The organism is Pseudomonadota bacterium, from assembly GCA_039028935.1.
Lineage (GTDB): Bacteria > Pseudomonadota > Gammaproteobacteria > Steroidobacterales > SZUA-146 > SZUA-146.
The window spans coordinates 64,603-86,668 of record JBCCHD010000007.1 but is presented as its reverse complement, the minus strand read 5'-3'; the positions used below and the strand labels follow the sequence as shown (position 1 = coordinate 86,668).

The window sequence follows — 22,066 nt, the reverse complement described above, 5'->3', positions numbered from 1 at the left end:
CAGCGCCAAGGCAGCGTAAACAGCCGCTGCCTTGGCGCCGGGCAAGCAGTCAAACTAGAAGCTGACGCCTTGTGCGACGCGTTCAAGCACCGCCATGCGGCTCTGATCTTTAAGCGCCACAGACATCAGTGCGAATGGCGCATCCACGCCCGCCGCCTTAAGCGCAGCCGCATCAAACTCGAGTGTGATGTGCCCCGCACCGCGCTCGAGCCACTTTGCTGATGCACCCATGAGCACTGGCGTGGGCCCAGACGCGCCGGTGCCAACCAGTACCGCACTGACTTCATACCGCCCCGCGATGGCCGCCTCGATACCAAACTCAAACTGAAGGCCGCGTTTTTCGATCGTGCCGTCGAGTCGAGCCGTCGCGTACGCGGCCGCGAGTGCGGTTTTCACGTCGCGCTGCAGCCCATTGGCGTCGACAGCCGAAACGTGAAGTTCCCACAGGCCGTCGAACGATGACGCATCGGTCGCATTGGCTTTAACGTCAAACGAGGCACCGTCGATCGAAACCTCGGCTGGCACGCGATCGCCGTTAGGGCTTACTAAAAAACCCGCCGCGCGCTCGATCGGCGCATTATTGCCAGAGAAGCCTCCCGCCGCTCGAAACGTCTGTCCCACCAACGCCTGCTCGGGCGCAGCGAGACTCAGTGTCGCGCGACTGGACGCATCAAACACATGCAGCACGTAGTGTTGCGTGACGCGTTTGTTCGCGGATACCACAAACTCGCCCGCCCCCAGCGCACGATTGAATCGAAAACCAATCATGCCATTGGAAAAGGGCACGCCCGTGGCCGCAATGGCCCGTTGGTCGACAAGCTGATCCATCGCGTCGCTGCCCCGTAACGTTGCGCCAGCCGGGGTTTTGATCGTCAGATCAAGTGGGCCAAGGGCCGCGCCGTTGACCGACCCAACCGGACTCAATGCCAATACGGCACCCGGGGCAGTGGTACGAACCGACACGCCCTGGGCAAGTGCTTTCGCGCTTACCGGAATTCGGTATTCGCGACTCACGGCCGTAAACGCCGAAGGGGTTGTGAATCCGGCTGCAGAGCCGTTAAGCGGCATTGAAAACGAAACGGCTTCGCGCCGAGTGTTGGCAAGCGGACTATCGGGCGCGGCGGTTAATACGCTCACACGCAAATCGTTGCCCTCGCTGCGCAACTGCAGCGACTCCGCCAATGTCACACCGCCTTGCAGACATGCCGCAAGAATGAGAACTGTTTTTTGTAGTTTCATATCGGTTCTCCTTAAAGTGCGTTACGCAGCAATACGTCGATGCCGAAGCACTTGCGGCGACTCTGGTTGTGGCTGAGTGGTTCATTAGTAAACGCACTATCGTAAAGGGTGTCGCTGCCAGCGCCCGCCTGCGAACTACAGTCGATAAAACCGTCGGAGCAGTTATTGAGCCAGTTTTGCGTGAACTCGAGACCCAGGTTCAGCGTATATCCGCCACAATAGGAGTCGCTGTCCCAAAACGCCGTTTCGACATCCGTACCGACAATGTTGGTCATCGGCTTCGGTAACGCCGGACGGCCCGATGTGCCCAATAGCCAATACGCGTTGTAGTAGGCCATCCACGATACCTGCTGCATGCGCACCGCATCGCTCGCGTAACCCAACAGCCAACCGAGGGACTGCTCAAAGACATTGCCATTGGTTACGGCGTCGGCCAGCGGAGTGCCGAGACTTGAGGCCGCAACCGCGTACACGCGACGCGTTTTACTGATGATGTTGGGATAGCGACTGTCCCATGTTGGATTGGACAGGATCCAACGCATGACGTTGCCACCATTTGAATGCGTAATGACGACCAGGTCAGTGATGTTACGGCTATTAATAAAACTGGTCAGTTGGTCAGCCAAACAACCAGCCGCCCCGGATCGCCACATATACTGCGAAAACTGACAATTGATTACCGTGTAATTGTTCTGATTTGACAGGCCTTGGCGTACGGAATTGATGTTGTTCCATTGCCAATAGTCGTTCGCAGCGTTGGTTTGATCACCTGTGCCGTGTACGAACGCGACGCCCGTGTTGGCCAGCGCCGGCGCCCCCAGCAATAACGCTGCGCAGGCTAAAGCGCATAGTGTTAGTCGTTGCATAAATCCCCCTGATTAGGGCTCGCGCAACTCACGCCGCACGAGCAGAGTGAATACACATGACATAATCCCCCTCATGTGTTCAACCAGTATAACCGAAAGACGCGGATTGTCAGGCACTTAAGTCGAACGAACCCCTTCACTCAATCGGTGATCGAACGTCAAGGTGGGAAGATCGAGTGTGCGGTAACACAGCGAAGTGTTGATGAGGCAGAGGATAGGCCGACTAATCGAGCACGCGCACTAATCCTTCTTGCGCAGTTGAAGCCACAAGCTCGCCCGATTGGTTATAAATCATGCCACGGGCCAGGCCTCGAGAGCCTTTCGTGTTGGGACTGTCCATCGTGTACAACAACCAATCGTCAACCCGCACGTCACGATGAAACCACATGGCGTGATCGAGGCTGGCAAGCTGCACGCGCTGATCGCCGAATTGCACGTCATGCGCCAGTGTAGCGGTGCGAATAAGATGATAGTCAGAAACGTAGGCGAGCAATGTGCGATGCAGATCATCATCATTGGGCGGTGAGCCGCGGGTTTTAAACCACAGATACGTTTTCGGATCAGGTCCCGTACCCTCGCCCAGCGGTTCACCCCAGCCGAAACGGAATTCAAACGGCCGTTCTCGCAGATAAAAGTCGCGCAGCGCTGGCGCCATACGCTGACCCATCTTTGTTACGAACGCCTGTGCATCGGGCAGTGCCGCCGGCGGTTTTACATCCGGCATTAAAAATTGGTGTTCCAGTCCCTGCTCAGCTTTATGAAACGATGCGGACAAATTAAAGATCTGCCGGCCGTGCTGGATTGCTGTAACGCGGCGCATCGAAAAACTCAAACCATCGCGCGCTCTGTCCACCTCATAAACGATCGGACTTTTAATATCGCCGGCACGCAAAAAATAGGCATGCAGCGAGTGAACCGGCCGCTCTTTAACCGTGGTGAGTGCCGCACTCAATGCCTGCGCCAACACCTGTCCGCCAAACACGCGCGGACTACCGATGTCGCGCGACTCGCCGCGAAATAAAAAACGCTCGAGTTGCTCAAGCGCCAAGTGGTCCAGTAATTCTGTGAGGATGGCCGGCATGTCGATTTGATTGATGAATGAGCCGCACAGTGTACGCGGTTTCTCAGCGAAACCGAACGACTTATTCGGACGCTACGCCACCGTCGAGCACGCCATAGTGCACGCCAATGTGAAGGCTCGACGCAACGCGCCAGAGTTGGTCAGGCTTTACCCGCGCGTAGCGCACTCACGACTTCATGCAGATGGTCTTTTGTCGCGCGTTCCGGTGCGATCGCCGGCCCGACAACCACTTCAACTTGCTTAAACAGCACACCTGGAAAACGGCGCCAAAAGCCGCCCGGCTGACGACTGAATAAACTGTCCCAGAATCCGCGCAGCGCAAGCGGTATGACCGGCACGGGATTACGTTCAAGAATGCGCTCAATGCCGGGTTTGAACTCACCCATTTCCCCATCGCGCGTCAGCATGCCCTCAGGAAACACGCAAACCAACTCGCCATTATTCAGGGCGTCATGTATCGCATCGTAGGCTGCCTCAAGCAGCTCCGGGTTTTCTTTGGCCGGCGCGATGGGAATCGTCTTGCCTGTCTTGAACACAGGGTTGAGCAGTTTCGAGTCATAAATCTTGTGATACATGACAAATCGCGGCGGGCGACGCGAACAGCTTCCGACCACTAACGCATCGACAAACGCCACGTGATTGCACACCATCACCGCCGCGCCTTCGAGCGGAATATGATGCAAATCGGTTTCCTTCAAACGATAGAACACGCGCACAATTACCCACGCGACCAGTCGCAGCACAAACTCTGGCACGAGAAAGAAAATAAACAGGGCCACCGCCACATGCATAAGGGCCAGGACAATAAACAGCTGTGAGGTCGTCAACCCAGCCTTGAGCAGCAGCAGCGCCACCACGGTTGCCGCGATCATGAAAAATGAATTCATGATGTTGAGTCCGGCGAAAGTTCGCGATAGGTGACCACGATCGCCGCGCGTTTGAATCATGGAATACAGCGGTACGATGTACAGTCCACCCGATACGGCAATGCCCAATAGATCGAGCAAAATACGCCAACTCCCGGGTCGCGCCAAAAACTCGCGCGCGCCAACGAGTGTGCTGGTGTCCGTGGCAACAGGGGCCAAACCAAGATGCAGCGCAAAGAGCGTCATGCCCAACGCACCGAGCGGCACAAGCCCGATTTCCACCGCGCGACCGCTCCAGCGCGCGCACAACATAGAGCCGATGCCGATCCCAACTGAAAAGGTGGCCATTAGCGTGGTGACGACCGTTTGCGTGCCGCCGAGACTGTCCGCGACATAGCTTGGCACCTGGTTTAACACATAAATGCCGAAAAACCAGAACCACGATACACCCATGATGGCAAGAAACACGGTGCGATTTTTACGGGTGTTACGCAAGATACGCCAGCTCTCTACCGGCACATTCCAACTCAGTTTGAGCGCCGGTGCGGTGGCATCGGCAGACGGAATAAAACCGCTAGAAAGGCGGCCAGCGATGGCCAGTGAAACGGTTGTGATCGCCACCACATAGATACCGACATCCGGAATGGCTGACAGTAACCCCCCTGCGATGACGCCAAGAATAATCGCAAGAAAGGTGCCCATCTCGACCAGCGCGTTCGCGCCCATAAGCTGATCGTTGCGCAAGTGCTGCGGCAAAATGCTGTATTTCAATGGCCCGAAAAACGTTGACTGAGTTCCCATTAAAAACAACACCGTCATGAGCAGCCAAAGTTGCTGCGTGACGAGCGCTACCGTGCCCAGCAGCATGACGCCGATTTCGTAATTTTTAATGCGGCGAATGAGCATGGCTTTCTCGTACTTTTCGGCCACTTGCCCGGCAATCGCGGAGAACAGAAAAAACGGCAGAATAAATAGGCCGCCCGCGATGTTGATCAACGACTGGCTATGGGCTTGAGACACTCCCAACGACACCAACTGATAGGTAAATAGCCCCACCAGGGCGTTCTTATAGACATTGTCGTTAAACGCGCCTAAAAATTGCGTGCTGAAAAACGCGCCAAACTTGCGCTGACGCAAGAGCGTCCAGGCGCTGGGGTGTGCGCCACCAGCTGCGGCATCCGCCTCCGATGAGGTCGAGCGAGGGGCTGCCGGCCCGTCGTTCACCGCTTACTCGACGACCGTGATGGTGATTTTTTCCGACAGCATGTTCTCAACGGGGACATGCGAAAAGTCGCCGAGTAAGAGCTGTAGCGTATGCGACCCGGCGGGTAGCGTAACGCTCGCTTCGGTTTGTCCACCGCCAAAGTGCACCAGCTGCTCACTCGCCGGCAGTGGTTGAGTCAGATCAGGAAGCGTATCCATGTTGATCAGCAGATGGTGATGACCGGTGTTGTTCAACTCAATTCCCGCTGGCGCGACGCCCATGCCATCAAGGCCAAACACCACTTTGAATGTCGACGCAACGGTCTCGCCATCAACTGGGCTGATAATGTACACCCGAGGTGAGGCCGCTGGCAGCGCCTTCACGGCCATCGACGCGGCGGCCGCCTTTGTCGGCATCGAGGACTTTCCTGGACTGCACGCGCCCAGTGCTACGCACACCAACAAGAGCAGGGCAGACAGTGAATTCGAGCGCATAGACAGACCTTTGTGGATTAACGTCGAGCATCTGATGCTAACAAAAACAGCACGCGGTTGCCCTGTTGCTCAATTGCACCCAGTCGATTCGCTCCGCAGGGCCCATCGGCGGGTGAATGGCGCGATTAAGGCATCACCCAATTGGCCGTCCACTCATCTGCAAACACCATCCGGGCGCGTTGATGGCCGTGCCGCGATAACCGCAGCCATTCGATCTCATCGACCGCACAGTGCATGACGGCAAAGTGTTGGCGCCCACTCTGCGTGTCGGTGGCATTTGGACACGGTGCACCGTCGACAATGGCGTCAACTATCGTACCGGGCGCCAAAGACTGCGTGTAGGCTTTTTGTACGTGCTCAGCAAGCGCTGTCCACCGGTCGGCCACCATTTGTTCATCTCGACAACGCAACGCCCGACCGCGAAACCGCAGCTGCAGCGACGTCTCAGGGTCGTAAAACACCCAGATCAATGCAGCGCTCTTATCAAGCTGATGCCGTTTCGCCGACCGTGTATCGGTGTGAAACTCCAAGGTTCGCGTAGCCTGGTCCGCATGGCGAAGCACAACGATCCGCGCATCGACCCCCGACGCTGTGCGCGTCGCAACGACCGGAAAACGCATGGGGTGGGAAGGTTGACTCAGCGCGCGGGCTAACTGTGACCAGCTGGCATTAACCATGGACTCGAGCGCGACGGCTGAAACATCATCATGGGAATCGGCGTGTGTTGTCATCGCATCCCCTGCTGCGGTGGCCAATACGAATTGACTTTAGTCGCCACTTTGCGAGTCCTTTGCCCATTCCCGATAGCGGGGACTGAATACGCCGTGCTGAAAATAGTGAATGACCTCCTCGATCACACGCGGCTTGCGCATGATGAGTGTGTGACCATACGGTACGACAATAAAGTCACTCATCCCCGCTAACCGCGTGCTGCGGACGGCGACCGTTCCGTCGTTAGGTTCATCGAACACCCACAGACCCATGGGGTTGGACAGGCCTTCACCTGCAATTACGCCGACCTCAAATTCAGCGGGCCCCAACCGCAGGGGCAAACTGTTAGCGCCGGTGCCCAGCTGAGTGGCCACCTCCCCCATGAGCCAACGAAAGAGCGCGGAGTTGCCGTGTAGGTCGACAATTTCGCTGCCGTGATTTGGCGGCGCGATCATCACCACGCGACCCATTCTGGGCGTGCCGCCAGTAGCGGCCAGCGCTCTCACCATGATGCCGCCCATAGAGTGGGTGACAAATTTGACAGGCACCGTGGTGTCGCCAAAACACCGCGAAATTTCATCGCGAATAAACGCCACGAGTTCGACGGCCGGCAGCCGATTCGATGGATAGGTGATGTTGCACGTATGAAAGCCCGCTTTGTCCAGCCCTCTGGCAATCTTATTCATGGAGTAGCGCGTGCGTTTCAGTCCATGTAACAACACCACGGGCTCGGCATCATGTTCGCTGGCGGCCATTGCAGTCTCCGGCATGAACAGCAGTAGACAGATCGCAACACTCAACACGATTGCCGGTTCTATGCGCATACCATTATTTGAGCAGCGACTTGGCGCGCTGAAGCCATATTTTGTGTGTGCGTCGGTAGTGCCTAGGCGACAGCTCTGCGGTTCGCATAACCTCCTCGCACTGGGCATGCGCCCCGGCCTCGTCGCCCAGACTCGTCAAGTATTCGGCGTAGCGTACACGGGCTTCCGGCCCGGTAAAATAATCAACCAACACATCGAACTCTTCTTTTGCGCGCGCCTCGCGGCCCGCGTTTGCGTGCGCTCGCGCATAGAGCAAATGACCATGCTGACTGCGATAGTCGGGCACCTGCATGATCAACGCGTCCATCATCTCGATCACGTCGTCATACCGATTCAGACCAAACAGCGCGGTTGCCTGCCCTTGCATAAGCACCGGATCAAATTCGAACATGCCCGTGCGCGCTTCGCGATACAACGTTTCAGCCTGCGCGTAGTCACCGCGCGTCATTAGCTCCTCGGCCAGTTGATGAGTTGAGGCTGCACTTTGGCTTCGGGCAAAATCCTGGGAACGCTTTTTGAGCTCCCCACCAGGGTTAATCGCATTCTTCACTTTACGCGTCATTTTCTGACCCGTAATGCCGCGAAAGAACTCAGGCAGAATCTCGATCAGGATGTAGGCCGCCGCACCAATGCCGGGTGCAATGAGAAGAATGTACAGCCACGAACGGTCGCGTCCGGTTTTGTAACAGTGCACAAGCAACACAACGGTGATCAGTCCACTGAGAATAATGAAGGGCATTGCGATGCTCGCTCACGAAAAAAGGTCCACGCCGCCGTTGGCGTGGACCTCTCTTGAAGGTGGTGTTGCCACTAGCGGTCGGCTAGTCACCGGAGAACGAGGTGAAGATCTGCACCATATACCAGGCCATGAGCGCAATGGCAGCGAACAATTCAAGGCCCGCTGAAACATAGCGATCATCCGGATAGTGATGAATGATTTCAGACGTCTTGAACAGCACGGCAGCACCGGAGTAAAGCAGCATTGCCGCCGAAAACCACACGCCCAGATCCAGCATGCCCAAAACGGCCAGTACAATCAGGCCAATTGCGATCAAACCGCCCCAGCGTAAAAAGCCGCCGAGAAACGAAAAATCTTTGCGCGTATGAAAAGCGATTGAGGTTAGCGCGAGAAATCCTAAAATAGTGGCAATACCCGCCGTTTTCGTCACGCCGGGCACACGCATTTCCGCGAAATAGATCAGCGGCACAAAAATAATGGCCCACGCGATGGACGTACCAAACAGCGCCGCATACTGCACACCTTTTGATTCAGCGCGAATCGCGGCGCTTGAGGCGAGAAAACCGATAATCATAAATGCGCCCAGCACGAGTAACCACGATACGCCGGTGAGTGCGGCCGCAATGCGCTCGGCAAGTCCGGAACTAAACAGGTAGTACTCAAAGGCGACAAACGCGCCCACAGCCAACAGCAGATGATTGTACGATCGGGTGATAAACCGCTCACGACCCTGTGTTTTTTCGCTCAGTTGATCCAAAGTGTCTGAAAACATGCGTTCACTCCGTCTGTCATCGAATAGTCCCAAAGTGTAGCGAAGCGAGCACACAAACTAAAGGCATAACACGTTGATGCGCACGTTGGGGCCACCGGCTTTTCCAGGCTCAAGGGGTACAGTCGGGCAAGGCCGATCAATAAATTCAGTCGGTTAGAAGTGCGGTAATCGCACCTTAGTGCGGGTTAGGTGCCATCGAGTAACGGTTAGAATCCCACTACGCCACGAAACCATCGACGATTCAATCAAGTTCGAGACGCTTAAGATGTTTCTCGCGTGCCAGTTCCTCTTTGCGACGCTGCTTCGTGTTGGGGTGAAATTCCATGCGCAGTTTGACGCTGCCTGGATCAGACTGACTCTGCGTCAAATTCGCTTCAACGGACCAAGAGAATGGGTCCATTACACGTGTCAGTAGTTGCGTGATGCGAAGCGAGAATCGACTCCCGACCGGTTGAAGTCGAGCAACAAAGTAGTCGTACAGCATGGTGACGCCCGGCGACCGATCAGACGGATTCTTGGCGACATACGCCAGTTTAGATTGATAGGAATCGATTTCAGCTGACAGCACACCGGAAGCGGCGAGCAGGCGAAGCGCAGACCAATGAAGCTGTCGTTCGTAGCGATTGTCGATAAAGTCTTCGAGTTGTTCAATCATGATCATGCACGAGGACAGAATGTTGTCCTTGAACTGCTTCCATTCGTTGTGACCCAGTGGCAGCGTATTTTCCGAGTCAACAACCTGAATCTCAAACTTTCGTTCGAGCACGGCAATGTCTGTTTGCAATTCCTTGATGTCGTTGGTGAGTTTTTGCGCCTCCTGAACCAACCACTCTTTCATGTCCATAATGACTCCGTTTGCCAGCGCCTTGATACTTGCCCCCATGTTCACTGTAGAGCAACCCAACGAAAGTGTCTGTGGCCATGTCACAGTTTTGCCAATAGGCCGGAATGTGAAGTGTTAGAAACAAAAAAAGCCCGGCATTGCCGGGCTTTTCTGAGCAAAGAGGCGTTGCTCGCTTAGGCAGCTTTCTTGCGATTCAGCCCAAGAAGACCCAATGCCGAAGCCATGAGCCAAACAGCGGCCGGTACAGGCACAGGTGCCGGCAGGTCCGCTTCGATGACGATGTTGTCAATGAACACGTCCGCAAAGCTGCCAGCAACAGCACCGGTCACCGCAGCAAACTGCAGCGTCAGACCGCCAGACACATCAGGACCCAGGTTCGTCGTGAAGCTGAATGTGGTCCACTCATCGACGTTAGCGCTTGGGAAGATTGGAGCACCTCCCAGCAGTTCAGACGCAGAGGTACCGCCACCATCAAGCTCTGAGAACAATTCCGCGAACAGCACGCCGCCAGGACCGAAAGAACCACGCACATCAAATGAGATGGTGACTTCTTGGCCAGGCATCAGCTGACCCGCCGCCAGATTAGGCTGCTTGACCACATAGGCTGACGCTTCTTGCAGGTTAACGATGTGCAGTGAATAGGCACCGCTAGATGGGTTGACCGTTGACGCTTCCGCGAAGCTGCCGTTCCCGGTTGGAAACAGTTCGAAGCCAGTCAGATCACCGGTTTCGACGTCGCCGTTAATGGCAATGTTTGCGGCCATCGCGTTTGCACTGAACAGTAGTGCCGTTGCGAGGGCAGCGATTGAAAGACGAACAGATTTGTACATTTTTCTCTCCCCAAGGGTTTTCGTTAGTTATTAGTAGGTAGCTACAGACTCGTTATACTCAGAAAAGACAACGTTGTCAACAATCAGCTGAAAGCGGAACATCACGAAAAAACAGATAGTTACGCTCAGTCCTATCATCTCAGCGCAGAGGGTAAAACGCCGATTTAGATTCAAAAAAGAGGGTCAATCTTGCTGTTTTTTTGACCAACACCATCGTGTGGCCACAAAGACGCTGCCCCGTCATTGTGGCCACACAATGGAAACGATAGTACGTAATCTATCGTACTACGTAGACTATCGTACCGCGCGGGCTTTCACAAGCCCTCCAAGGATGCCTGGCAAATCATTCAGTTATTAAGATCGTTTGTTGAGATCGCTCACAGATTTTACGGCCATTATTGACTATAGTTTTCAGGTTATGCCGCTTCTTATCTGCACATTATGAGCGACGACGGTTCGTATCGGCTGCTCATCGACGCCTCCTCCGACATGGCGCAGGGGCTGTGTGGCGTCGTGGCGCGCATCCTACAGGCGGCCACGCCCTCTGCCTTTGGCTTTGGTCAGGTTGAGCTGGTCGTCCACGCGGAGGACGCGACCGACTGGCCCGACATCGCGTGGCTAACGATAACGCGAGCAAGCGGTGAATCGGGCGACAACACCAAAACCGATGACCATATCCAAGCTGAGCTCGACAACCAGCCACAAACGGTACTTGTGTCACTCAATACCATGCGTTTTACCCACGAGCGCTCGGCGGTGTTGATGAGTGATTCAGCAAGCTCTGTGCTCACGCATCAGGGTGACGGTGGCTTTTTACAGCGGCTCAAAGAAAAAATTTCAGCGCGGTCCGCACTGCCTGAGATCGACAGCGCCAGCGGCATCATCGCGCTGAGTTGCTTCGCGGTAGCCAAGACCGCGCAGTTCAAAAAAATGCAGCACCTCATTCCATTGGGCGTCGCGCCTGAGTTTTTTTCGTCTCTTCGGCGACACCGGCTCGTGGATGAAGTGACGATCGAAAACCCTTTCATTTGGCTGGCGGCCGCTGATCCGGCGTCCGACTCGATCGACACGACCATTAAGGCCGTGCAGATTCTGCGTGATTATGGTGCCTGCATTGAACTCAAAGTGCTGGTACCCGCACCCGATGAAGCTCACGAACGCGGTGAGGAATTTAATCGTTCACTCGAAAAGCGATTTAGACAGCTGAGTTTCGTTGAGCTCATCGATGAAACTCAGCCCGAAAAGTTAACCGGTCATTTTGCGGCCGCCGATGGGTTTGTGTGGGGTGACCGCTCCGACCATTCCCATGCGCCTATGCTGCGAGCGATGGCCAGCGGGCTACCGGTCGTCGCGCCCAACGCTGAGATGGTCAAAAAACACTTGGGTAGTAAAGTACGTTTTTTTATACAGGGCGATGCGAACGATCTGGCCAATACGCTCGAACGGTCTATGGCGGATATTCACTTTCGAATTATCGTCAGCGGCCGCAATCACAAGAGCGCCATGCGGTATACGTTTGAAAAATCAGCGGCCGAACTGTTTCGTGTGGTGCGCGCGTATGCCGCCGCCGATCTTAGTGCCACCGCATCGATCGAACACCGCACGGGCTGATCACCCAACATTGCGCCACTTCACCTAACGGCGTACATTATTCATCGGTAGCTCGTACACATTCAACGCCGAGAAAGGGCGTGATTCATGGCGGGTTAGCTCAACCCGAGCGGTACTGCGTGCCTGGATGATCGCTCAGTGCACAGACTGCTGAACGCAAGGCGCCGCACTCGAATAAGGAGACACGGATGATTCTCACACGCCGCTTGGGCCAAAGGATCGGTCTTCTGACACTGCTCGCATTGATGAGCGCCTGCACTACCACGCAACAGCGCCTTGGGAATGCCGAGGCGTTCGCTACCGCGGGCATCGGCTATACCGAAGCGCTCCCCGCTGTGCTCGACGAATCGTTTCGGCTGTCGGTAAGGCAAAATTCGCTACAGCTTCTCAATGCGCGCGCCGATCTCAGCGAAGAACAGCGCGAGCGTCGTCTGGCGCTGTTTGACGAAGTCCTGCGCGAACGCGCCACACTACTGGGCAATCTCCAGCGGCACGCGAACGTCTTGAAGAATTACTTTGCTGCACTCAGAGCGCTGGCGTCGAGCGACAACGCCACCGGCATTACGAGCGAAGCCAACTCGGTGATCGACCAGCTGGCGCAACTACGGCCCAGAATCGAGAATGCGTCAGTGGGCGGTGCCACCGTCGGCGAGGCCATTGAACAAACCACCTCAATAGCGGTGGGTGCCTTTCAAAACGCCGCGCTGAAAAACGAAATCGACGCTCGCCGGAACGTCATCGATACGGAGCTTGCCCTACAAGAAACGGCCATCGCGCTGCTCGTTGAAGACATGATCGACAATGCGCAACAGATTCTACTCATGGAAGAAACCAATCCGATCGTCATCGATTTCGCTACGGGCAACAGCGTCAATAAAGATTGGAGTGAACGGCGCCTGGCCCAATTCTCACGATCGATTGAGCTGGAATCCTACGCCGACATACGCACGGCTGCTGGCAACCTGCGCAGAACCTGGCGCGCGTTTGCCGCCCAGTCAAATGCCGATCCGGCGATCGCGGTGCTAATCCAAGACATCCAAAACCTTATTGCGCTCACAAACCGGTTTAAAGACGACGACTGATCGGCGCACGATCGATGCAACCATCGCCTGTTACGACTCCCGTGGAATCGAGTCGGGTTTAACCAATGAATGGAAGACGCCAATGACATCCCCAACACGACTTAAGCAAGAGACACTGTCCACGTTGCGTGGCACACGCCGCGACATGTCCACCGCCAAATGGCTGCTCGCCATTCAACGTCAACCCAAGTCTGTGCGGCGCGACGACGCCGCTGCCCGCCTCGACATCGAGATGGCTATCCTCACACTGGGCAACGCCAAACTGCGTGACATTGGTAGGCAGCTCAAAGCCAATGAAGCAGAATTGAAAGCGGGTATCGCTGAGCTTCGAAAAGCGCGCAAATCGCTGACCAAAGTCAAAACGGCACTAAAGAAAGTTAACGACCTGTTACGCATGCTCAACACGATCGTCAAACTACCGCTTATCGGCTAACAACCGGCAACACACTAATTGGGCGTATTGACGTCCTGGGAGATAGACAGGCACTCCGGATACTGATGATGACGGCGCAAGAACCCCAGCGCTTTCACGGCTTGCTGCAGGTTGGGAAACGGCGTCGGAAGCTTGCGTGATGCAATCTTATCGGGGTGGGTATCGACGATAAAATAATGAATGTCATTGTTCATAGCGCTACGGTACGAATTTTCGCTGCGCCGATCTGTGACCAATGTCTGGAAATCGGATGACTGGACGGCCCATCGGCCGGGTTGGCAAGACCGCAGCAACGCAATACCGGCTCTGGACATAACCCTCAAACGCGCCGCCGTAAATTAGGTCAAACGCGAGTCGATGGCCCCTTCAGTCGGCCCGGGTCGCCATAACGGTCTACGGTCGTCGGGATCGTCCGCATGGCTTGCAAAAAATTGCCGTTTTTTTGCGCAACCACTGGCTTTACATAATCTTTTTGCTGTTCACTGCTTCGACTCGCTCATCACAAACCAGGGTATTTATTGACAATATACTCCTATTGCTGCGTCGCAATAGAGTTGTTTTCATTCAATGGCGGCGAAATTGGCATTATGTCGTCACATATGAATATACTCTGCCATCGGTTATTGGCACTGTGGGCAATCCGTAGCTGTTTCTGACCTTTAATAAGCATGGAAAACAAATCAGGGGAGAACCAATAATGAAGAAACTGTTCGCACTCGCGACGCTGCTGGGTACGTTCGCTATGAGCTCAGCCGCCAGCGCTGCTTTGTTCAGCGGAAGCCTGGATCCTAGCGATCCAACGTGGGGAGGCTGTGGATCAGCCACACCGCCTTCTTGTAACTACGACGTGGTTGAATTCTCGGTCGACGCCAGTGGTCTGTACACGATCGACGCGCTCTACCCAGGTGACACGGCCCTCGACGAGAACCTCGACGGCTACATCTACATTTTCGAAGCCGCGTTTGATCCCGCCGGTGACGGTGCGGGCGCCCTGTCGTTCGACGACGATGGTCCGAGTGGCTCAAACACCTCACAGATCCTCGATGTGAACCTCACAGCTGGCACGAGCTACTTTCTCGTGATCACCTCGTTCACCGATGTGCCTAACAGCTTTGGTCAGCCCAACGGCGCATGGGAAATCGACATCACCGGTCCTGGTAACGTTACCGCCGTGCCACTGCCTGCGGCCGTATGGCTGATGCTCAGTGGTCTGGTCGGTCTCGCAGGACTCCGACGACGCCGCTAAACGACGTCCGTTTACGTTGTGAAAAACCCCGCCAAACGGCGGGGTTTTTTTTGCCCGCTACTTACCGGGTTGCCCCACGTCATGGAGATCGTGTGGCAACGCATGCACGGCCACTCCGCTGGAGCACTGAGATCTGTGAAATAGGACCGCTGGCGTGTGACCTATGATCTGTGACGAGAGTGAGCAGGACGCGCCATCAACCGTTTCACGGTGTTTAAAACGCTCAGCACGGTGGCGACCAAAAGCCCGCATGGGTCACGCGCACCCCGACGCCCTTACCAAGACTGACCGGTGCCCTCTTCCAGCGTCGACGTCCGGTCTGTGGGGACCGAAAACGTTTCTTTTTTGCCGAGCGGCCAAATCACTCCCAACGTGACACGTGCCTCTGCGCGATCGCCAAGACCGAAATGCACTGATGGTGCATTGGCGCTAAGGTAACTGCCGTCGGTGCTCACGCGTCGCCAGATCGGCGGTTGATCGTCGCGCAATAGCGCCACGCGTGCGCCGGTCGCATCGCGGCTCGATTCTGTGCCCTGTAGATGTACGGTCAAGGCGCGGCCTTGCGGTGCAAAGACATTGCGCATGAGTCGCACCGGACCATTATTATTGGTCACGACAACGTCTATGGCGCCGTCGTCATCAATGTCACCAAACGCGGCGCCTCGGCTGACCCGAAGCTCATTCACGCTCTCCCCCGCGCTGAGCGACACGTCTTGGAAACGCCCTTCTTTGCCGATGAACAGTTGATTGGGTTGCTCGAGTGGATAGTCCGATACGGCCACCCGTTTTTCCTCAAGCTTGACGTTACCGTTGGCAATAAACAAATCCAACCAGCCGTCGTTATTCAGGTCGAAAAACCGCGCGCCAAAGCCCGTGCTCGGTAAACTACTTGCACCTAGTCCGGCGCGGTCGGTGCCATCAAAGAACTGCGCATTGCCATTGTTGACATACAGCGTGTTGGTTTCTTGAACAAGATGGGTCATGAACAAATCCATATCGCCATCGCTATCATAATCGCCCGCCGTTACCCCCATACTCGCCTCAGCACCACCCATGGCGTTATAGGCTGTGCCCGAACGCAATCCAGCCTCTTCAAAGCGTTTGCCGTTTTCGTTTAACCACAAAAAATTCGCCGCACCATCATTAGCAACAAACACGTCGGGCCAGTCATCGCCATTGAAATCGGCCCACACCACACCCAGACCCGGACCGGTTGCACCCGCTACGCCGACGGTCGCGCTGATATCACGGAACCGACCGTCACCGAGATTTTCATACAGTTGATCGGCCATGGGCGGGTACACCTGTGGACCACAATAATCGCGTCGCCCTCCCACGCTGGAACACTCAGTATTACGCAACACGTCAAACGCTACGTAATCCACCGAAAACAAATCCAGATCCCCGTCGCGATCAAAGTCCGCAAACGCGGCACTGGTGGTCCAACCCGGCGCGCGGATGCCGCTGTTATCGGTGATGTCCTCAAAGGTGCCGTCACCATTGTTGCGATACAAAACGTTGGGTCCGAAATTGGTGAGGTAGACATCCGCGTCCCCGTCGTTATCGATATCCCCAACCGCAACACCCATTCCATAGCCATCATGGTCCAGACCCGAGATCTCGCTCACATCGGTGAATGAGAGCGTGCCGCTGGGAATGCGTTCGTTGCGAAACAGGCGATTGGTCAGCGCGCCGTCGGGCGGGTCAAAAATCGACTCGGAAAGACTACGCCGCGGGTCCGCCATGGCGCCCTGTATCAAATACACATCGAGATCGCCGTCATTATCGTAATCCATCAGCGCCACGCCCGAGCCCATGACTTCGCTCATCAGAAACTCACCCGTTGCGCCAACAAAGTGCTCGAACTCAAGACCGGTCTGAGCGGCGATATCGTCGAACATGGGGCCGATCGGAGCGGCGGCAGCCGTGTCCTCGACGGCCGATTGAGTGGTGGGTGTGTTCTGCTCCCCGCAGGCCGTGATGAGCATAGCGACGACGATGGACGTCAGTACCCGGCAGTGGAAGAGACGAATGTTCATCGTGGTCGACTGATCATGGTGTGCTGTCCGAGCGCCTATTGCGATATTGGTTGAGTAGCATCGACGCCTGTTGAGCCGCATTCTGGTTGCGGAAACGCTGAGCAACAGCTTTGGCCTCCTCCAGTACAACAATGCTTTGGGCATAGTCTTCGTCGAGCGCCAACGCGCGGGCCAGATCCAGCAAGATTTCGGGCGAAGCGGGGTCTACCAACGAGCGAATTTGCGTCAGATGCGCCAACGCACCCGTCGCATCGTTCTGATTCAATTTAAGCCGACCTAGCCGCCAATGCGCAACGCGATGTGCGGGTTTGAGATCCAGCGCTCGCTCATAACGACGCGCGGCGCGCTCCGGCTGCCGCTGCTGTTCCAGAAGCACGCCAATTTGCACATGGGCGTCAACGTTTTGCGGATCGGCGCGTAAGGCACGCTCAAATGCTCGGGTGGCTTCGGTGCGACGTTCCTCGATCATTCGCGCAACGCCAATGGCATATTGAAGTTTAGGGTGATTCTCATCGATGGCGCTGGCGGCCGCGATATGACGGTCGGCGTCCGCAAAGCGACGATTCGACGAGTATACGCCGACCAATGTGACATGCGCCGCTAGGCTTTGCGGATTGTTCTCGACCGCTCGTTCCAGCAAGGCTAAGCCGGGTTCGTTGCGACCGTTCGCCACATGCCATTTCGCTTGCGACACCAGATAGTCCACGCTTTGATTGAGTGCGTGCACCTCGCCCATCACCGGGTCCTTAATATCGGCGGTGACCTCTCGCAGTTGCTCATAAAGCCGAAGGTGCACATCCGCCTGATCCGGTTGATTGAGCATGCGATACGTTTGCGAATACTGATAGTGTAGTGCGGCGAAGCGGCCCGAGAGTTGTTCGACACGCTGTAGACGCGCCAGTGCTTGCGTGAACTTGCCATCGCGGACAGCTAGTTTCGCCAAAATAAAATGCGCTTCCGGGCGCTCAGGTGCGTGCTCGAGAATGCGCTCAGCGGCGTCACGAGCGGCCGCATCCTGATTAGCTTTGAGATACAGCTCCGCTAAGTGCACATTGATCGGCGCGTAGCGCGATTCAAGCGCCAGCGCCCGCGTCAGCGATTGTTCAGCCCGTTCGGTCTGCCCAAGTTCGGCGCGGGCTCGGCCCGACAAATAGGGCCAAATAAACTCGCGCGGCTGAAGCGCCGCCGCACGTTCAAATAGTACTGCTGCAGACTCAAACTGATCGTATGTGTACAGCAGGCGACCAAGCTGTGCATTGACGTCCGGATTGCCGGGTGACTCGTCAACGGCCTGCATCGCGTCGGCAAACTGGGCTTGTATCACCGGCAAGTAGCGCGATGTCTCGACCACCGGTACCGGCTCAAGATCGGCCACACGCGCCCCGCGCTCGCAGCCAGCCGTTGCGAGCAGAAGAAGAAAGATAAAGCGCGTGTTAAGCCATCGAGTCACGGTGTTTTTGTCGTTGTTTGCGCTGCAAACTGACATCTTCGCCGGTTGCGAGCACGGATTCAATACCGGTCACGACACACCCCCAATTTACCGATACACCGCACCGGCTCGCGATCGGCCCCTGGCGCAGCGAGGCATTTGTCATAAATTGGAGGCGGGTAACGCGCGAGCGGGTCGCGATGAATCAGGCCGTGCGCCGGAACAATACGAAACTCAGGTCATCCGGTTTGCTGGGATGTTGCGGCGACAGCGTGGTCATACGTTCCTGAATCTTAGCCCGCAACGCCTCGGCGATGACGGGCAATTTGCCCTTGCGTATGAGGGCCGCGATTTCGCTGGTACGCAAATTGTCGAGCAAGCCATCGCTGGCAAGCAGCAGCGTGTCAAAGCGAGCAAGCTTTACGATAGGGCCGACCTCGATACTCATTTCGTTGCTGCCAAGCACATTCGACACAATGTGCCGACTCTCATGCGCAAGCGCCATCTCCTCATCGATGAGCCCGCTTGCCTCCGCATGACCCACCGGTGAATGCGCCACTGTGCGCAGCTTGATGGCGCCGCGCTGTCCAACCAGCAGGCCGCCCGAATCACCAATGTGATAGATGCGCAGCGTATGGTCCTCGAGCAACGCGCCGATTATGGTCGTCGCGGCACCACCACCCACCTCCATCACATTGCGATTGCCCGCCTCTAAACCATTCATCATCGTCGCGCGCAGTGAACGTGCGTCGTCGTGTTGGGCCAAACTGCTGAACAACGAGTTAATCGCGGTCGCCGAGGCCTCCGCACCCGCGCGATGACCGCCTAAGCCATCCGCCACCACCAGCGCGGCGCGTCGATCATCGAGCTCCATCACGCCGAGGCTGTCTTCATTGCCGGTCGATTTGTCCGGGCTCGAGTGGGCAAAATACGCCACTTCCCCGACGTTGATACGTTGATGCTCAATCGTGGCCAAATCACCGCGAACCAGTTTCTGACTCTTTGGAATAGTCAGCAGACCGCTCATCGACGTTCCTTATTGGCCGTATTGGCTGTTGAACACCACGGACAGTAGTCCCAATATTCGCCGGCGATACCCCAATTGCATTTTTCGCATTGAACCATACCCGGCAGCGTCCACTGTTGCTTGGTTCGCGCATGGCACCAAGGGCAGTACTTCATGAAAGGCATAATCGGCCCGCCACACGATTTGCGATGACACGTCGCGGTATAGCGTTTATCCGCGCGCCGCTTGGTCGACGTTTCAAAGCCCGAACCGTAGCACCATGGACAGTATTCCCAGTCGTTCTTAACACCGTGCTGGCAGTGTGGACACACCGAGGCATAACGCGTGTTGTCGGGTTGGCCTTGCGTTTTCGTTTTGCACCACGGGCAGTACGTCATGCTCTCGGCAATCGGCCCCTGGCACTCCGTGCACTGCATGTGGGTGTCCAGCGCTTTACCAAAACGCCGCTGGAATTGTTTGAACTGAATTTCGCGCCAATGCCGACCACTTTTACTACCGGTGTGTTGACGCCCCGGTGCCATCTTGGTGGCCGCGGAGCGTGTTTTGCCATGCAGGTGGCCGCGTCGCTCCAACAGTATCCAGGCGTTACGCATCGCGGGACCGTCTCGAAACCGCTTGTTGGGCTGAAATTCAAGCGCCTTGCGCAGAAAGTCGACGAGTTTTGGGTGCGCACGCTGCTTGAGTCGCTTGTAACCCGACGATGGCCATCGAAACGGCCACTCGTACAGTGCACCGCTGAGCATTTGGTGCAGAATCAATCCCACCGCGAACACGTCTGAGCGAAACGAAGGGCGACCCATCGCTTGTTCGGGCGCCAGATACCCCAGCGTGCCGGATCCAGATGCTTGAATGGTTTTATACGTGGTTTTGGCAATACCAAAATCCGCCAGACGAAGGCGACCGTCACCAAATAAAATCAAATTAGCGGGCTTGATATCACAGTGCATGATGCCCTGCTCATGGGCGTACGCTACCCCGCAAATCAGCTGCTTTGCATAGTCGAACGCTTTTTCATTGGACAGCCGCCGCTTGAGTCGCGCCTCGAGCGTCTCCGCGCCAAGCGGGGTCACCATGGTAAAAATATCGTTTATGAAGCTGGCGTCTTTGAGCGGCAGCACATTCTCGTGCTCAAGCTTGGCGGCAATCCGTGTTTCGCGCAAAAAATCGCTCAGGTAATCCTTGTTCGACAGATCTTTATGCGGCAGCTTAAGCGCTACCTTAACGCCTTCGACCGTATCGCACGCGCTGTACACATTCGCGTAAGGCCCGCGCAATAAGCAGCTCTCAATGCGGTACTTGCCGTGCCGCTGGCGTTTGCGAAAACGTATTTCCTGATTCATGAGTGCAAGCTGTCAGCGCAGTGTCATTAGGCGGTGTCTGGCACGGTGCAACGAGTGTAACAAACTGCTATTGCGCCTGCTCTTAAACCGCATACCAAACTGAGCACTCACTCAGTCGCCACGCCACGCGGTTGCATTCCTCGAAAACCTCTGTATCGTCACTCGTGCGTCGGCGGCGCAAACCGCCAATAACTAGAGGTTAACATTGTGAACACGCCTAATCGGGGTGTTGCCGGTCGTCCGTCTGTGCGCCCGGTGAACCCACGCTTTTCGTCGGGCCCCTGCAAAAAGCATCCGGGTTGGTCGCCCGCCCACTTCTCCGACCAACATCTTGGTTTCAGCCACCGCGCACCGAAACACAAAGCACGCATTCAATCGGTTATCAATCGTCAGGCCACTCTGCTCGAGCTACCCGCCGACTGGCGACTGGCACTGGTACCTGCCTCCGACACCGGAGCATTCGAAATGGCCATGTGGTCACTACTCGGTGCCCGCGGCGTCGACGTGTTGGTATGGGAGAGCTTTTCATCGGACTGGGCGGTCGACATTGAGCAACAGCTCGCGCTGGACGATGTTCGTTATCTGCGCGCGCCCTATGGCGCATTGCCTGACTTATCGGCGGTACAGCCAGACCGCGATGTGGTGTTTGTGTACAACGGCACCACCAGCGGCACACGTGTGCCCGATTTGGATTGGTTGACCGCCGATCGAGAGGGGCTCGCTCTGTGCGACGCGACGTCTGCCGCGTTCGCCATGCCGCTCGACTACGCAAAACTCGACGTCGTTACGTGGTCGTTCCAAAAAGTGCTCGGCGGCGAGGCAGGATTCGGCATGCTGGCGTTATCGCCCAAAGCCGTGGAGCGACTGACGACGTTCACACCACCCCGGCCATTACCCAAAATCTTCAGGCTCACAAAAAAGGGCAAACTGAATGAAGGGGTGTTCGAAGGCGCCACCATCAACACACCCAGCATGCTGGCCATTGAGGATCTCCATTCAGCGCTCGATTGGGCGCAGGATGTAGGCGGGCTAAAGGCACTGTTCGATCGCTCGAAACGCAATTTTGCGGCCGTTGATCAGTGGGTGCGAGACAGCCAGTGGATAGACTGGCTGGCCGACGAACCGGCAACACGATCGTGTACATCAATGTGCCTCAAGATTACCCACCCGACGTTTACCCGTCTTGGTGAAGAGGAACAGCGCAGCGCCGTTAAAACGCTCTGCGGCTGGCTGGCCGACGAAGGTGTGGCCTTCGACATCAATGCTTACCGAGCCGCACCCCCGGGCCTGCGTATCTGGGGCGGTGCGACGGTCGAAGCCGACGATATTACCGCCATGCTGCCCTGGCTCGACTGGGCATTTACTCGCTGGTTGCACGAACACTCTTAA

The 22,066-nt window shown here is 56.2% G+C and carries 21 protein-coding genes; 5 read left to right on the top strand and 16 right to left on the bottom strand.

From position 1 onward, the window contains the following. Positions 1 to 54: 54 nt before the first annotated feature. From AAF465_05320 to AAF465_05270, 11 genes are all read right to left on the bottom strand, one after another. Positions 55 to 1,239, bottom strand: coding sequence for a DUF4785 domain-containing protein (locus AAF465_05320; GenBank protein ID MEM7082132.1), 1,185 nt, complete (start codon positions 1,237 to 1,239; stop codon positions 55 to 57). Between the two features lie 11 nt (positions 1,240 to 1,250). Next, positions 1,251 to 2,105 carry a hypothetical protein gene (locus AAF465_05315; protein ID MEM7082131.1) on the bottom strand — a complete coding sequence of 285 codons (855 nt, stop codon included), beginning with the start codon at positions 2,103 to 2,105 and terminating at the stop codon, positions 1,251 to 1,253. 223 nt (positions 2,106 to 2,328) lie between these two features. After that, entirely contained in the window at positions 2,329 to 3,186 is an 858-nt protein-coding gene (locus AAF465_05310) for an acyl-CoA thioesterase II (protein MEM7082130.1), read from the bottom strand. Positions 3,187 to 3,326: 140 nt separating this feature from the next. Further along, on the bottom strand, positions 3,327 to 5,276 hold the full coding sequence (locus AAF465_05305) for an MFS transporter (GenBank protein MEM7082129.1): 1,950 nt from the start codon (positions 5,274 to 5,276) through the stop codon (positions 3,327 to 3,329). A 3-nt stretch (positions 5,277 to 5,279) separates the two neighbouring features. Next, complete coding sequence (locus AAF465_05300) at positions 5,280 to 5,750, bottom strand: DUF4399 domain-containing protein (GenBank protein MEM7082128.1); 471 nt, start codon at positions 5,748 to 5,750, stop codon at positions 5,280 to 5,282. Between the two features lie 125 nt (positions 5,751 to 5,875). Continuing rightward, on the bottom strand, positions 5,876 to 6,481 hold the full coding sequence (locus tag AAF465_05295; protein ID MEM7082127.1) for a pyridoxamine 5'-phosphate oxidase family protein: 606 nt from the start codon (positions 6,479 to 6,481) through the stop codon (positions 5,876 to 5,878). Between the two features lie 36 nt (positions 6,482 to 6,517). After that, positions 6,518 to 7,216 (bottom strand): alpha/beta hydrolase, encoded by a 699-nt coding sequence (locus AAF465_05290; protein MEM7082126.1) that lies wholly within the window; start codon positions 7,214 to 7,216, stop codon positions 6,518 to 6,520. A gap of 73 nt (positions 7,217 to 7,289) precedes the next feature. Continuing rightward, entirely contained in the window at positions 7,290 to 8,024 is a 735-nt protein-coding gene (locus tag AAF465_05285; GenBank protein MEM7082125.1) for a hypothetical protein, read from the bottom strand. 82 nt (positions 8,025 to 8,106) lie between these two features. Then, positions 8,107 to 8,796 carry a Bax inhibitor-1 family protein gene (locus AAF465_05280; GenBank protein MEM7082124.1) on the bottom strand — a complete coding sequence of 230 codons (690 nt, stop codon included), beginning with the start codon at positions 8,794 to 8,796 and terminating at the stop codon, positions 8,107 to 8,109. Between the two features lie 241 nt (positions 8,797 to 9,037). Further along, complete coding sequence (locus tag AAF465_05275) at positions 9,038 to 9,640, bottom strand: hypothetical protein (GenBank protein MEM7082123.1); 603 nt, start codon at positions 9,638 to 9,640, stop codon at positions 9,038 to 9,040. 173 nt (positions 9,641 to 9,813) lie between these two features. Next, positions 9,814 to 10,470: a hypothetical protein gene (locus AAF465_05270; GenBank protein ID MEM7082122.1), complete on the bottom strand. Its 657-nt coding sequence runs from the start codon at positions 10,468 to 10,470 to the stop codon at positions 9,814 to 9,816. A gap of 441 nt (positions 10,471 to 10,911) precedes the next feature. On the opposite strand from AAF465_05270, the gene AAF465_05265 reads away from it, so the two are divergent. From AAF465_05265 to AAF465_05255, 3 genes are all read left to right on the top strand, one after another. After that, positions 10,912 to 12,081 carry a glycosyltransferase gene (locus tag AAF465_05265; protein ID MEM7082121.1) on the top strand — a complete coding sequence of 390 codons (1,170 nt, stop codon included), beginning with the start codon at positions 10,912 to 10,914 and terminating at the stop codon, positions 12,079 to 12,081. Between the two features lie 188 nt (positions 12,082 to 12,269). Beyond that, the gene (locus AAF465_05260) at positions 12,270 to 13,163 is read left to right on the top strand and encodes a hypothetical protein (protein MEM7082120.1); all 894 of its coding nucleotides are present in this window, start codon (positions 12,270 to 12,272) and stop codon (positions 13,161 to 13,163) included. Between the two features lie 82 nt (positions 13,164 to 13,245). Further along, positions 13,246 to 13,596 carry a hypothetical protein gene (locus tag AAF465_05255; protein MEM7082119.1) on the top strand — a complete coding sequence of 117 codons (351 nt, stop codon included), beginning with the start codon at positions 13,246 to 13,248 and terminating at the stop codon, positions 13,594 to 13,596. 14 nt (positions 13,597 to 13,610) lie between these two features. Here AAF465_05255 and AAF465_05250 read toward each other — a convergent pair whose 3' ends face one another. Then, positions 13,611 to 13,790 carry a hypothetical protein gene (locus AAF465_05250; protein MEM7082118.1) on the bottom strand — a complete coding sequence of 60 codons (180 nt, stop codon included), beginning with the start codon at positions 13,788 to 13,790 and terminating at the stop codon, positions 13,611 to 13,613. 503 nt (positions 13,791 to 14,293) lie between these two features. Between AAF465_05250 and AAF465_05245 the strand changes: the two genes are divergently transcribed. Further along, positions 14,294 to 14,842, top strand: a complete 549-nt coding sequence (locus tag AAF465_05245; GenBank protein MEM7082117.1) for a VPLPA-CTERM sorting domain-containing protein — start codon at positions 14,294 to 14,296, stop codon at positions 14,840 to 14,842. A gap of 275 nt (positions 14,843 to 15,117) precedes the next feature. Here AAF465_05245 and AAF465_05240 read toward each other — a convergent pair whose 3' ends face one another. The 4 genes from AAF465_05240 to AAF465_05225 form a co-directional block, all read right to left on the bottom strand. Then, positions 15,118 to 16,881: a CRTAC1 family protein gene (locus tag AAF465_05240; GenBank protein ID MEM7082116.1), complete on the bottom strand. Its 1,764-nt coding sequence runs from the start codon at positions 16,879 to 16,881 to the stop codon at positions 15,118 to 15,120. 13 nt (positions 16,882 to 16,894) lie between these two features. Next, complete coding sequence (locus AAF465_05235; protein MEM7082115.1) at positions 16,895 to 18,331, bottom strand: tetratricopeptide repeat protein; 1,437 nt, start codon at positions 18,329 to 18,331, stop codon at positions 16,895 to 16,897. Between the two features lie 184 nt (positions 18,332 to 18,515). After that, the gene (locus tag AAF465_05230; protein ID MEM7082114.1) at positions 18,516 to 19,337 is read right to left on the bottom strand and encodes a protein phosphatase 2C domain-containing protein; all 822 of its coding nucleotides are present in this window, start codon (positions 19,335 to 19,337) and stop codon (positions 18,516 to 18,518) included. Further along, entirely contained in the window at positions 19,334 to 20,677 is a 1,344-nt protein-coding gene (locus AAF465_05225; GenBank protein ID MEM7082113.1) for a serine/threonine-protein kinase, read from the bottom strand. Before AAF465_05225 ends, AAF465_05230 begins: the two co-directional genes overlap by 4 nt. Positions 20,678 to 20,884: 207 nt before the next feature. On the opposite strand from AAF465_05225, the gene AAF465_05220 reads away from it, so the two are divergent. Further along, positions 20,885 to 22,066: a phosphoserine transaminase gene (locus AAF465_05220; GenBank protein ID MEM7082112.1), complete on the top strand. Its 1,182-nt coding sequence runs from the start codon at positions 20,885 to 20,887 to the stop codon at positions 22,064 to 22,066.

Bases quoted from the DNA above. Each gene is read 5' to 3' on its own strand.
- AAF465_05255 (MEM7082119.1), top strand. From the start codon at position 13,246: ATGACATCCCCAACACGACTTAAGCAAGAGACACTGTCCACGTTGCGT.
- AAF465_05275 (MEM7082123.1), bottom strand. From the start codon at position 9,640: ATGGACATGAAAGAGTGGTTGGTTCAGGAGGCGCAAAAACTCACCAAC.
- AAF465_05225 (MEM7082113.1), bottom strand. From the start codon at position 20,677: ATGAATCAGGAAATACGTTTTCGCAAACGCCAGCGGCACGGCAAGTAC.
- AAF465_05245 (MEM7082117.1), top strand. From the start codon at position 14,294: ATGAAGAAACTGTTCGCACTCGCGACGCTGCTGGGTACGTTCGCTATG.
- AAF465_05285 (MEM7082125.1), bottom strand. From the start codon at position 8,024: ATGCCCTTCATTATTCTCAGTGGACTGATCACCGTTGTGTTGCTTGTG.
- AAF465_05240 (MEM7082116.1), bottom strand. From the start codon at position 16,881: ATGAACATTCGTCTCTTCCACTGCCGGGTACTGACGTCCATCGTCGTC.
- AAF465_05270 (MEM7082122.1), bottom strand. From the start codon at position 10,470: ATGTACAAATCTGTTCGTCTTTCAATCGCTGCCCTCGCAACGGCACTA.
- AAF465_05280 (MEM7082124.1), bottom strand. From the start codon at position 8,796: ATGTTTTCAGACACTTTGGATCAACTGAGCGAAAAAACACAGGGTCGT.
- AAF465_05295 (MEM7082127.1), bottom strand. From the start codon at position 6,481: ATGACAACACACGCCGATTCCCATGATGATGTTTCAGCCGTCGCGCTC.
- AAF465_05290 (MEM7082126.1), bottom strand. From the start codon at position 7,216: ATGGCCGCCAGCGAACATGATGCCGAGCCCGTGGTGTTGTTACATGGA.
- AAF465_05315 (MEM7082131.1), bottom strand. From the start codon at position 2,105: ATGCAACGACTAACACTATGCGCTTTAGCCTGCGCAGCGTTATTGCTG.
- AAF465_05250 (MEM7082118.1), bottom strand. From the start codon at position 13,790: ATGAACAATGACATTCATTATTTTATCGTCGATACCCACCCCGATAAG.
- AAF465_05265 (MEM7082121.1), top strand. From the start codon at position 10,912: ATGAGCGACGACGGTTCGTATCGGCTGCTCATCGACGCCTCCTCCGAC.
- AAF465_05300 (MEM7082128.1), bottom strand. From the start codon at position 5,750: ATGCGCTCGAATTCACTGTCTGCCCTGCTCTTGTTGGTGTGCGTAGCA.
- AAF465_05320 (MEM7082132.1), bottom strand. From the start codon at position 1,239: ATGAAACTACAAAAAACAGTTCTCATTCTTGCGGCATGTCTGCAAGGC.
- AAF465_05230 (MEM7082114.1), bottom strand. From the start codon at position 19,337: ATGAGCGGTCTGCTGACTATTCCAAAGAGTCAGAAACTGGTTCGCGGT.
- AAF465_05310 (MEM7082130.1), bottom strand. From the start codon at position 3,186: ATGCCGGCCATCCTCACAGAATTACTGGACCACTTGGCGCTTGAGCAA.
- AAF465_05260 (MEM7082120.1), top strand. From the start codon at position 12,270: ATGATTCTCACACGCCGCTTGGGCCAAAGGATCGGTCTTCTGACACTG.